Source organism: Ectopseudomonas khazarica (assembly GCF_017915135.1).
GTDB classification, from domain to species: domain Bacteria; phylum Pseudomonadota; class Gammaproteobacteria; order Pseudomonadales; family Pseudomonadaceae; genus Aquipseudomonas; species Aquipseudomonas khazarica.
Map to the genome: position 1 here is coordinate 5,115,780 of NZ_CP068551.1, position 11,907 is coordinate 5,127,686.

The window sequence follows — 11,907 nt, forward strand, 5'->3', positions numbered from 1 at the left end:
CGGGCGGGGAAGTTCTTCCTGGCGGATGAGACTCGCCCCGCAATCATCATCCCGACAGTCGGCTAGAATCCCTCTGCGCCTGACCGTTACCGCACGACAGAACAACGTCCACCGGACTCCGGCGCCCTCGCAGTAGCCATGAGGCGCCCGGATGCTCCGCCCACTTCGTTCATTGATGACCCTGCTCTGCCTGGTCTGCGTCCTGCCGGTCTGGGCGGGCGGCGCGTTGCCGCTGCTCAAGCTCGAGGCGGGCGACCTGGACGAGCCGGTCAGCATCGAACGCAGCCTGCTGCTCGAGGACCCCGGCGCCCAGCTGACCGCAAGCGAGGTGCTGCAACGCATCGCCACCCAGGGTCGCGAGGTCGAGGGCACACCGCGTATCGGCTACAGCCGCAGCGCCTGGTGGCTCGCCACGCAGGTGCAGGCCCCGGCGGCGGAGCGCCTGCAACTGATCATCGGACAGACCTTCCTCGACGACCTGGAAATCTGGCTGTACGACGGAGAACGGCCACTGGGGCCGCTCTACAGTGGTTCGAGTCGGGCATTCAGCGAACGTGGCGAACCCTATCCGCATTTCCTGCTCAACCTGCCGCGCCTGGACGCCGGTGTGCACACCCTGCTGCTGCGCGTGCAGAGCCATTCGGCGATCAACCTGCCGCTGCAGCTGGTCGGTGCCGAACAGGGGCAGCAGCTGATCGCCCACAGCTGGCTGCGCAGCGGCCTGCTGATCGGCGCGCTGCTGGCCCTGGCGCTGTTCTACCTGATCCGCTACAGCACGCTGCGCGAGTGGCCGCTGGCCTGTTTCGGCCTGACCTCGCTGAGTACCGCGCTGTACAACGCCAGTATCTACAACCTCGCCGGGCTGCTCTGGCCGCAGTGGCCGATGCTGCCCAAGCTGCTGGTCAACCTGCCCACCGCCGGCATGATGATCTTCAGCTCGCTGTTCATCGCCAGCGCCCTCGGCCTGCGCCTGAAGCGCCTGCGCTGGCTGCGCGACGCGCTGTTCGCCGCCAGCCTGCTGGTCAGCGTCGGCGGCCTGCTGGTGGATCATCCGCGCGCCTATGAGGTGCTGAACCTGCTGATCCTGGCCACCGGCCTGTACCAGTTGCTGCTCCTGATCATCGGCGTCCGCCAGCGCCGCCCTTACGCGCCCGGCTACCTGTTGTGCTGGAGTGCGGCCCTGATCCTGATGCTGCTGGTGCCGCTGGGCCGCGCCGGGCTGGTCCCGCTGCCGGCGGGCTTCTACGCCATGTACGCCTACCTGCCGGCCCTGAGCATGCTGCTGTTCGGCGCCCTGCTGGACAAACAGCTGGAGCGCGTACGCCGCGTGCTGCTGAGCAGCCAGGCCCAGGCCATCGACAACCTGGAGCAGTACCAGGCGCTGTTCCGCCACAGCGGCGAAGGCATCTTCCGCTGCCGCCGCGACGGCAGGCTGCTGGAAGCCAATCCGAGCCTGGCCCGCCTGCTGGGACGCGAGGCACTGCCGACCAGCCTCGACGCACTCGCCCTGCCGAACCTGGTGGGCGAGACGCAGTGGCACGAGCTGCTCTCGCAGCTGGACGCGCGAAGCGGCACCGCCAGCTGCGAATGCCAGCTGTACGACCTCGAACAGCGCCCGCGCTGGGTGTACCTGTCGCTGCACCTGCGTCCGCATCAGGACTGCATCGAGGGCATCGTGGTCGACCTCAGCGAGCGCCGTGCGCTGGAAGAGCGCCTGCAGCAACTGGCCGCACATGACGCGCTGACCGGCCTGCTCAACCGCCGCGAACTGGAACGGCTGCTCGCGGAAACCCTCGGCGGCACCGCCAAGCGCCGCTTCAGTCACCTGCTGTTGCTGGGGCTGGACCGCTTCAAGCAGGTCAACGACCTCTGTGGCCATTCCGCCGGCGATCAGTTGCTCAGGCAGCTCGCCAGCCAACTGCTGCATCAGCTGCCACGGCATGCCGAGCTGGCCCGCGTTGGCGGCGACGAGTTCGCCGTCCTGCTGCGCGAGGTGGACGACGAAGCCGCGCTGGAGCAGGCCGAACAGTTGCGCCGCGGCGTCGAGCAGTTCGTCTTCACCTGGCAGGGACGGCCATTCCGCCTGCACGCCAGCATCGGCATGCTGGCACTCGGCTCCGGGGTGAGCGACTGGGAGACGGCGCTGAACTGGGCCACCAGCGCCAGCCAGCTGGCCAAGCACCAGGGGCGTAACCGCGTACAGCAGTTCAACCCGGCCGATGGCGCCCTGCTCGAACACCAGCGCCAGCTGCAGTGGATAACCCGCCTGCGCGAGGCCACCGAGCGCGGTCATTTCGAGCTGTTCTTCCAGCCGGTCCAGGCGCTGCAGCAGGCCTCCAGCGGCCTGCACTACGAAGTGCTGCTGCGCTACCGCGACCCGCACAACGGCGACTGGATCAGCCCCGCGCAGTTTCTCGACGCCGCGGCGCGCTATGACTTCCTCGGCGCCATCGATCGCTGGGTGATCCAGCACCTGTGCGCCTGGCTGGCGGCCAATCCACGCCATCTGGCGCAGCTGGCCCAGGTCAACGTCAACCTCAGTGCCAGTTCACTGCTCGACAGCGGCTTCCACCGCCTGCTGCAGGACGAGCTGCAGCGCCACGGCCTGCCGCCCAGCAAGCTGTGCATCGAAGTCACGGAAATGGTCGCCCTGGGTGAACTGGGCGTTTCCGCGCAGTGGATCGAACAGTTGCGCGGCAAGGGTCTGAAGGTCGCCCTGGACGATTTCGGCAGCGGCTTCGCCTCCTACGCCTACCTGCGCCACCTGCCGCTGGACATCCTCAAGATCGACGGCAGCTTCATCAGCGGTATCGAGCGCGACCCGATCAACCAGGCCATGGTCGGCTCGATGCGCCAGATCGCCGGCCAGCTCGGCCTGCTCACCGTCGCCGAGTTCGTCGAGACCCAGGCCAGCCTGGACTGCCTGCGCCGCCTCGGCATCGACTATGCACAGGGCTATTTCGTCGGCCGCCCGCAGCCGCTGCACCTGCTGGCCGACGATGTCCGCCATCACGACACTCAGGACGCCTGATAGAGCTCCACCGGCACCTGCTCCAGCAACGCCACGTTCAGGCGCAGCATGCGCACGCAACGGGCCTCGGCCAGGCTGGCCGGCAGGGCGTTGGCCGGCAGCGCCAGCAGCAGGCCGCTGAGGTTGAGCACCAGCGCCTCGCGGGAGAACACGCCGCTGCCCAGGCCATAGAACGCCGCGATCAGCTCGCGCAGGCCGAACGGCAGGCGCCAGCGGATACGCAGGGCGGAGCCGAAACTCGCCGCACGCCGCTGCATGGCATCGTCGATCTGCGCGTTGCTCAGCTCGCCACCGGCCTCCTGCCAGTCCTGCAGGCTGCGCAGCAGGGCCAGCTCGCCGAGGTTGTGCAGCAGACCCGCCGTGTAGCACAGCTCGGCGTCCAGCTTCAGCTCGGTCGCCAGCCAGCGCGCCAGCTCGGCGCTGCGCCTGGCCCGTTGCCAGGCCTGCGTGGCCAGTTCGGCCAGGCGCGCATCGCGCAGCTGGGCATTGCGCTGCAGCGCCAGTCCCAGCACCAGGTTGAGCGTGCGCGCCACGCCCAGGCGTTGCAGCGCCTGCGCCAGGGTGTGGCAGGGCATGCCCTGGTGCTGCGCCGCCGTGCTGGCGGCAGCGATCAGCAGAGCGGTGATCTGCGGATCGGCGCCGAATACCGCCGCCAGCTCGCCCAGGTCCTGCTCACCCGCCTGCAGGCCCTGGCTGACGGCATTGCGCACATCGCTGAGCAACGGCGCCCCCTGGCCCTCCTCGCGCACCGTGTCGAGAAAGTCCCGCAGCTCGCTGAGCAGCAGCGGCTGCCGCGACTGCGGCTCGCCGCTGGCGACCGGCAACAACCCGCGCAGGCGCTGGCGCAGGCTTTCGGCATTGAAGGGCTTGGCCAGGTAGGCACTGGGCGCCAGCGGGCGCGCGGCGCGCACGCTGCTGGCATCGAGACGACCGCTGATCAGGACGAAGGGCAGTGCCGGCGTACGCGGATGGCGCCGCAGCTGACGCAGCAGCTCGACACCATCGAGCCCGGGCAATTCGCCGTCGGCGATCACCAGATCGGGCAGCCGCCGCTTGCAGCGGGCCAGAGCGGTCTGGCCGTCGCTGACCTGCAGCACGCGCGCATCGCCCCGGACATCGAGCACCAGTTGCTGCAGCAGGTTGGAAGTCCAGGGGTCGGCCTCGGCGATTAGAACTTCCACGGGATGTGCTGAGGCGGTCATGCGACTCTCTGGACGGGAACGAAGGGAGGTTGCCGGGCCGGAGAAAGCTGCACGATGCGTCAGTTTCAGGCCAGAGGCCGCAGTCTAAACCGCCACCTGGGCTGTCGTCAGCCGGCACGGGCCGGCACCCGCCGGGAATGCCTGAGACCTATTGCCGCACGCAGAAACGAAAAAGCCCGCCGGAAGGGCGGGCTTTTTCGACGGAAGGCCGATCAATTACTTGATCTTGGCTTCCTTGTAGATCACGTGCTTGCGTACGACCGGATCGAATTTCTTGATTTCGATCTTGTCGGGGGTGGTGCGCTTGTTCTTGTCGGTGGTGTAGAAGTGGCCGGTACCGGCGCTGGACACCAAACGGATCAGTTCACGCATGACTCTCTCCTTAAACCTTTTCGCCGCGAGCGCGCAGCTCAGCCAGCACTACGTCGATGCCACGCTTGTCGATGACACGCATGCCCTTGGCAGATACGCGCAGACGCACGAAGCGCTTCTCGGACTCGACCCAGAAGCGATGGTGCTGCAGGTTCGGCAGGAAACGACGACGGGTTTTGTTGTTTGCGTGGGAAATGTTGTTCCCGGTTACCGGACCCTTACCGGTAACTTGACAGACTCTCGACATGCCTCAGCCCTCTAAAACCACATGCCCAACCCGGCATGGGTTGGCCGCTTAAACTCAATGTCATTGGCGCTCAGCGCCGCGTTTCTCGAGGGTCTTACCGGGCGCACTGAATAGCGCAAGAACCGGGCCCCTAGAAAAGAGCGCTGCTTTATACCAGAAAGCCCTGGGGGCAACAAGGGAAAGCGCAGGATAAAAAGTCAGGGCGCACCCGCGAACGGCCCTGGGGCCGAGCCTTCGGGGCATTATCCACATTTGACCGCTCGTCGCCTCGCCGAGGTATTCAGCACCCGGCAAATCGACTAGGGTTGCAAGCTTGTCATCCACGCCAGGAATGGAGCCAACCATGCGCCTGCTGCTCGCCACTCTGCTGTGCACCCCGATCCTTGCCCAGGCCGCGACCCTCAGCGTGTGCACCGAAGCCAGCCCGGAAGGTTTCGACGTGGTGCAGTACAACTCGCTGACCACCACCAATGCGTCGGCCGACATGCTGATGAATCGCCTGGTGGAGTTCGACGCCGTGCAGGGCAAGCTGCTGCCGAGCCTGGCGCGCAGCTGGTCGATCTCGGCGGACGGCCTGGTCTACGACTTCCAGTTGCGCGATGACGTGCATTTTCACCACAGCGCCGCCTTCACTCCCAGCCGCAACCTCGATGCCCGGGACGTGGTGTTCAGCTTCCAGCGCATGCTCGACGACCAGCATCCCTGGCACGCGGTCGCCGTCAGCGGCTATCCGCATGCGCAATCGATGCAGTGGCCGAGCCTGATCGCCAGGGTCGAGGCGCCGGACGCACACAGCGTGCGCATCACCCTGAGCCGCCGCGACGCCACCTTCCTGGCCACCCTGAGCATGGGCTTCGCCTCCATCTACCCGGCGGAATATGCCGAGCAACTGCTGGCGGCGGGCACACCGGAGAAGCTCAACAGCGCGCCCATCGGCACCGGCCCCTTCGTCTTCGAACGCTTCCAGAAGGACGCCGCCGTGCGCTACCGCGCCAACCCGGAATATTTTGCCGGCAAGCCCGCCATGGACCGGGTGATCTTCGCCATCACCCCGGACAGCAACGTGCGCCTGCAGAAGCTGCGCCGCGGCGAATGCCAGATCGCCCTGTCGCCGAAGCCACAGGACGTCCAGGCCATCGCCGGCGACGCCAAGCTCAAGAGTGCCCAGACCGCCGCCTTCATGACCGCCTTCGTCGGTATCAACAGCCAGCACCCGCCGCTGGACAAGCCGCAGGTCCGCCAGGCGATCAACCTGGCGTTCGACAAGGCCAGCTACGTCAAGGCCGTGTTCGAAGGCAGCGCCGAGCCGGCCAACGGCCCCTACCCACCGAACACCTGGAGTTACGCCCGCGAGCTGCCCGGCTACGCCCATGAGCCGGAGCGCGCCCGCGCCCTGCTGGCCGAAGCCGGCCTGGCGGACGGCTTCAAGACCACCATCTGGACCCGCCCCAGCGGCAGCCTGCTCAACCCCAACCCCAGCCTCGGCGCCCAGCTATTGCAGGCGGATCTGGCCAAGGTCGGCATCGACGCCGAGATTCGCGTGATCGAATGGGGCGAGCTGATCCGCCGCGCCAAGGCCGGCGAACACGACCTGCTGTTCATGGGCTGGGCCGGCGACAACGGCGATCCGGACAACTTCCTCACCCCGCAATTCGCCTGCGCCTCGGTCGAGTCCGGCCTCAACTTCGCGCGCTACTGCGACAAGGACCTGGACCGGCTGATCGCCGACGGCAAGACCCACAGCGACCAGGCCGAACGCAGTCGCCTCTATCACCAGGCGCAGGCGATCATCCAGCAGCAGGCGCTGTGGCTGCCGCTGGCCCACCCCACGGCCTTCGCCCTGCTCGACGCCAAGGTCGAGGGCTACCGGGTCAGCCCGTTCGGTCGGCAGGACTTCGCCAGGGTCAGCCTGGCCCGCTGACCGGCCGGGCTACATCCACCCCTGCTCGGCCATCGACAGCGGCTCGCCGTCGCCGACGATGAAGTGGTCGAGCACCCGCACCTCCACCAGCGCCAGCGCGTCCTTGAGGCGCCGGGTCAGCACACGGTCGGCCTGGCTGGGATCGGAAACGCCAGACGGGTGATTGTGGGTGAGGATGACCGCCGCCGCGTTGTTGGCCAGCGCACGCCTGACCACCTGCCGGGGGTGGACGCTGGCACTGTCGATGCCACCACGGAACAGCACCTCGAACGCCAGCACGCGATGTTTGGCATCGAGGAACAGGCAGCCGAACACCTCGTGCAACTCGTGGCGCAATTGCGCCTTGAGGTAGTCGCGCACCACCTGCGGACTCTCCAGCGCCGAATCACGGCGCAGACGCTCGGCCAGATGCCGCCTGGCCATCTCCAGCACCGCTTGCAGCTGCGCGTACTTGGCCGGCCCCAGGCCGAGGTGCTGACTGAAGTCAGGCAACTCCGCCTCCAGCAAGGCCCGCAGGCTGCCGAACTCGGCAAGCAGGCGCCGCGCCAGGTCCACCGCACTGCAGCCGGCAACCCCCGTGCGCAGGAAGATCGCCAGCAGTTCGGCATCGGTCAGCGCAGCAGCGCCCTGCTCCAGCAATTTCTCCCGCGGACGCTCCGCCGCGGGCCAGTCGCGAATGCTCATCGAACACCTCCATGTCGAGCCAGGCGCCCGCTGTTCCGCTGCGGGCGCTGTGCTATCGTAGCCCATCTTTTTACACGGGACCGGCCTGGGGAGGCGTTGGTCACGTGGCGCACATCCACCGGTATATAAAAGGCAAGCCTATGCAGCGGCTGTATCGCAAACGCATCATCGTCGGCGTGGGGGGCGGTATTGCCGCCTACAAGAGCGCCGAGCTGGTTCGCCGACTCAAGGATCAGGGCGCCGAAGTCCGCGTGGTGATGACCCAGGGCGGCCGCGAGTTCATCACGCCGCTGACCCTGCAGGCGCTTTCCGGGCACCCCGTCCATCTCGACCTGCTCGACCCGGCCGCCGAAGCGGCGATGGGCCATATCGAACTGGCACGCTGGGCCGACCTGATCCTCATCGCCCCGGCCACCGCCGACCTCATGGCCCGCCTGGCCCAGGGCATCGCCAACGACCTGCTGACCACCCTGGTGCTGGCCACCGACGCCCCGATCGCCCTGGCGCCGGCGATGAATCAGGCGATGTGGCGCGACGCTGCCACCCAGGCCAATCTCGACCTGCTGCAACAGCGCGGCATGCGCCTGTTCGGCCCCGCATCCGGCAGCCAGGCCTGCGGCGACGTCGGCCTGGGCCGCATGCTCGAACCGAACGACCTCGCCAACCTGGCCGCCGACTGCTTCGAGCGTCAGGCGCTGGACGGCCTGCACATCCTGATCACCGCCGGCCCGACCCAGGAAAACATCGACCCGGTGCGTTACATCACCAACCACAGCTCCGGCAAGATGGGCTTCGCCCTGGCCGAGGCCGCCGCCGAAGCCGGCGCCAGGGTCACCCTGGTCAGCGGCCCGGTGCACCTGCCGACGCCGGACCGGGTCAGCCGGATCGATGTGGTCAGTGCCCGCGACATGCTCGCCGCCTGCGAAGCTGCGATGCCCTGCGACGTGCTGATCGCCGCCGCGGCCGTGGCCGATTACCGCCCGGAAGTGGTCGCGCAGCACAAATTGAAGAAAGACCCCAGCAGTGGCGAGGGGATGCTCCTGCAAATGGTGCGCAACCCGGATATCCTCGCCACCATCGCAGGTCGCGACGACCGCCCGTTCAGCGTGGGCTTCGCCGCGGAAACCGAGAACCTGCTCGAATACGCCTCGCGCAAGCTGCGCGACAAGAATCTCGACCTGATCGTCGCCAACGATGTGGCCAATCCCAGCATCGGCTTCAATAGTGAAGAGAACGCCATCACCGTGATCGACCGCGAGCTGCAGCAAACCAGCTTTGCCCAGACCAGCAAGGGCAAGATCGCCCGCCAGTTGATCACACTCATCGCCGACCGTTTGAACAAGAACTGACCATGCACGCTCTGCAAGCCAAGATCCTCGATCCTCGCCTCGGCCAGGAATTCCCCCTGCCGCAATACGCCACCCCGGGCTCCGCCGGCCTCGACCTGCGCGCCATGCTCAAGGAGGACATCGTCCTCGAGCCGGGCCAGACCGTCCTGATCCCGACCGGCCTGTCGATCTACATCGGCGACCCGGGCCTGGCCGCGATGATCCTGCCGCGCTCGGGCCTGGGCCACAAGCACGGCATCGTGCTGGGCAACCTGGTCGGCCTGATCGACTCGGACTACCAGGGCGAGCTGATGGTGTCGTGCTGGAACCGCGGCCAGACGCCGTTCACCATCGCCATCGGCGAGCGTATCGCGCAGCTGGTGCTGGTGCCTGTGGTGCAGGCGCACTTCGAGCTGGTCGAGCAGTTCGACGAAACCCAACGCGGCTCGGGCGGCTTCGGCCACTCCGGCAGCCACTGACCCTTTCCCACAGGACGATCCGCCGAGGAGCACCCACGTGAAACTCTTCAAGCGCAACGCCAAGGAAGCCGACACCTCCGCCGCCATCGTGCCGGAGAAGACCAGGAGCAAGGCGCCGGCGCCGGCCCTGGGCCCATTGCTGCCCGGCTTGCTGGCCACGCTGATCGGCGTGGGCGCCGGCGGCGCGCTGCTCTGGTTCGTCCAGAGCAGCGGTGACCAGGCCCGCCAGGCCGAGCTGACCCAGGCCATCGGCAGCAGCCAGGCCGCGGCGGTGCAGCAGGCGCTCAAGCAGATGCAGGCCGACAGCCTGTCCGCTGCGCGCAACCCCGAGCTGCTGCAGGCCCTGCAGAGCGGCGACAGCCTGCAGGTCAGCGAAGCCGAACGGCGCCTGGGCTACTGGGACGGCGTCATCGATGCCCATCTCAACCGGCGTGGCGAAGCCGTGCAGAACACCAGCCGCGCAGCCCCCATGAACTTCGCCGGGCTGGACATGCTGCGCCGCGCCGAGAGCGGCCAGCAACCCGCCATCGAAGCCTATCGGGTCGGCCAGCGCTGGCTGGCCTATAGCGCGGCAACGCTGCGCATGAGCGAAACCCAGCCGGCCCAGGGCACCCTGCTGCTGGCGTTCGATCTGCAACGCCTGCTCGCGGCACTGCCGCCGCTGCCGGCCGAGTATGGCCAGCTGCAGCTGGTGCAACAGTTCGCCAACACCCCGGCGCAGGTGCTGCTGCAGCGTGGCCAGCCGGGCGCCGGCAACGCCCAGACCTTCGCCACCGGCAATCCCTACTGGAAAGTCACCTTCACCCCCGGCCCCGGCCTGGTGCAGGGCAGCATTCCTCCGCTGATGCTGGCCCTGGCCGCCCTGCTCGCCCTCGGCGGCGCGGTCATCGGCCTGATCCTGGTGCGCGGCGGCCTGCAACGCCAGGTCAACGGCGACGCCAGACAACTCGGGCAAATGCTCAAAGAACTCTCCGCCGGCAAAAACGTCAAAGCCTTCAGCCTCAGCGTGCCAGCACTCGATGCCCTGGCTCAGAGCCTGGCCCGGCTGCCGCGTCGCAGCAGCTCTGAAGGCAGTACCACACCCGCTAAAGGAACAGCTGCGGCTCCCGCCGCTCCGCCCGCTGCCAAGCCCGCCGAGTTGGTCGACCCGCTGTTCCAGGACACCGATATCCTCGATATCGACATTCTCGACGAAGACCAGGATCTCCTGGGACTGGAGCAGAACCCCGCAATGACGACTAGCCAAAGCGCCCCGAAACTCCCCGCCGACATCTTCCGCGCCTACGACATCCGTGGCGTGGTGGGTGACACCCTGACCGCCGAGTACGCCTACTGGATCGGCCGTGCCATCGGCTCGCAGAGCCTGGCCCAGGGCGAACCCAAGGTCATCGTCGGCCGTGACGGCCGCCTCTCCGGCCCGGAACTGCTGCAACAGCTGGTACAGGGCCTGCTCGACTGCGGTTGCGAAGTGACCGATATCGGCATGGTGCCGACCCCGGTGGTGTATTTCGCCGCCAACGTGCTGGAAGGGCGTTCCGCCGTGATGCTCACCGGCAGCCACAACCCGCCGGACTACAACGGCTTCAAGATCATCATCGCTGGCGACACCCTGGCCAACGAGCAGATCCAGGCGCTGAAGACCCGCCTGGACGACAACGACCTGGCCAGCGGCGTGGGCAGCGTGCAGCAGGTCGACGTGCTGCAGCGCTACTTCAAGACCATCCGTGACGACATCGCCCTGGCCAAGCCGCTGCGCGTGGTGGTCGACTGCGGCAACGGCGCGGCCGGCGTGATCGCCCCGCAACTGATCGAAGCCCTCGGCTGCAGCGTGATCCCGCTGTACTGCGAAGTGGACGGCACCTTCCCCAACCACCACCCGGACCCGGGCAAGCCGGAGAACCTTAAGGACCTGATCGCCCGCGTGAAAGCGGAAAACGCCGATCTCGGCCTGGCCTTCGATGGCGATGGCGACCGCGTTGGCGTGGTCACCAATACCGGCAACATCGTCTATCCCGACCGCCTGCTGATGCTGTTCGCCAAGGACGTGGTATCGCGCAACCCGGGCGCCGACATCATCTTCGACGTCAAGTGCACCCGTCGCCTGACCCCGCTGATCAGCGGCTATGGCGGTCGTCCGGTGATGTGGAAAACCGGCCACTCGCTGATCAAGAAGAAGATGAAGGAAACCGGCGCCCTGCTCGCCGGCGAGATGAGCGGCCACATCTTCTTCAAGGAGCGCTGGTTCGGTTTCGACGACGGCATCTACAGCGCGGCGCGCCTGCTGGAAATCCTCAGCCTCGACAAGCGCGAAGCCGAGCTGGTGTTCAGCGCCTTCCCGAGCGACATCTCCACGCCGGAAATCAACATCCAGGTGACCGAGCAGAGCAAGTTCCCGCTGATCGAGCGCCTGCAGCGTGAAGGCCAGTGGGGCGAGGCCAATCTCACCAGCATCGATGGTGTGCGCGTCGACTATCCCAAGGGCTGGGGCCTCATCCGCGCCTCCAACACCACGCCGGTGCTGGTGCTGCGCTTCGAGGCCGACACCCAGGAAGAGCTGGAGCGGATTCAGGATGTGTTCCGCAACCAGCTGCACAAGGTCGCCCCCGACCTGCAACTGCCCTTTTGATCGATTAGTTCCAGGAG

9 protein-coding genes are annotated in these 11,907 nt (G+C 67.2%); 5 read left to right on the forward strand and 4 right to left on the reverse strand.

What is annotated here, in order from left to right; translation table 11 throughout:
• Positions 1-151: 151 nt before the first annotated feature.
• Positions 152-3,031 (forward strand): EAL domain-containing protein, encoded by a 2,880-nt coding sequence (locus JLK41_RS24030; protein WP_210390010.1) that lies wholly within the window; start codon positions 152-154, stop codon positions 3,029-3,031.
• Here JLK41_RS24030 and JLK41_RS24035 read toward each other — a convergent pair.
• The 3 genes from JLK41_RS24035 to rpmB form a co-directional block, all read right to left on the reverse strand.
• Positions 3,019-4,233, reverse strand: a complete 1,215-nt coding sequence (locus tag JLK41_RS24035) for an HDOD domain-containing protein (protein WP_210390011.1) — start codon at positions 4,231-4,233, stop codon at positions 3,019-3,021. The genes JLK41_RS24030 and JLK41_RS24035 overlap by 13 nt on opposite strands.
• 216 nt (positions 4,234-4,449) lie before the next feature.
• Positions 4,450-4,605, reverse strand: a complete 156-nt coding sequence (rpmG, locus tag JLK41_RS24040; protein WP_003457707.1) for a 50S ribosomal protein L33 — start codon at positions 4,603-4,605, stop codon at positions 4,450-4,452.
• A gap of 10 nt (positions 4,606-4,615) precedes the next feature.
• Positions 4,616-4,852 carry a 50S ribosomal protein L28 gene (gene rpmB, locus JLK41_RS24045; RefSeq protein WP_003242523.1) on the reverse strand — a complete coding sequence of 79 codons (237 nt, stop codon included), beginning with the start codon at positions 4,850-4,852 and terminating at the stop codon, positions 4,616-4,618.
• A gap of 343 nt (positions 4,853-5,195) precedes the next feature.
• Between rpmB and JLK41_RS24050 the strand changes: the two genes are divergently transcribed.
• A complete protein-coding gene (locus JLK41_RS24050; protein ID WP_210390012.1) occupies positions 5,196-6,773 on the forward strand; it encodes an ABC transporter substrate-binding protein in 1,578 nt (525 codons plus the stop codon).
• 9 nt (positions 6,774-6,782) lie between these two features.
• On the opposite strand, the gene radC is transcribed toward JLK41_RS24050, so the two are convergent.
• On the reverse strand, positions 6,783-7,457 hold the full coding sequence (gene radC / locus JLK41_RS24055; RefSeq protein ID WP_037051173.1) for a RadC family protein: 675 nt from the start codon (positions 7,455-7,457) through the stop codon (positions 6,783-6,785).
• 140 nt (positions 7,458-7,597) lie between these two features.
• On the opposite strand from radC, the gene coaBC reads away from it, so the two are divergent.
• From coaBC to JLK41_RS25515, 3 genes are read left to right on the forward strand one after another with little or no spacing between them, the layout of a single operon-like run.
• Positions 7,598-8,806 carry a bifunctional phosphopantothenoylcysteine decarboxylase/phosphopantothenate--cysteine ligase CoaBC gene (gene coaBC, locus JLK41_RS24060; RefSeq protein ID WP_037051169.1) on the forward strand — a complete coding sequence of 403 codons (1,209 nt, stop codon included), beginning with the start codon at positions 7,598-7,600 and terminating at the stop codon, positions 8,804-8,806.
• Between the two features lie 2 nt (positions 8,807-8,808).
• The gene (dut, locus tag JLK41_RS24065) at positions 8,809-9,264 is read left to right on the forward strand and encodes a dUTP diphosphatase (protein WP_037051166.1); all 456 of its coding nucleotides are present in this window, start codon (positions 8,809-8,811) and stop codon (positions 9,262-9,264) included.
• A 37-nt stretch (positions 9,265-9,301) separates the two neighbouring features.
• Complete coding sequence (locus JLK41_RS25515) at positions 9,302-11,890, forward strand: phosphomannomutase/phosphoglucomutase (protein ID WP_342357363.1); 2,589 nt, start codon at positions 9,302-9,304, stop codon at positions 11,888-11,890.
• The last annotated feature ends 17 nt before the right edge of the window (positions 11,891-11,907 follow it).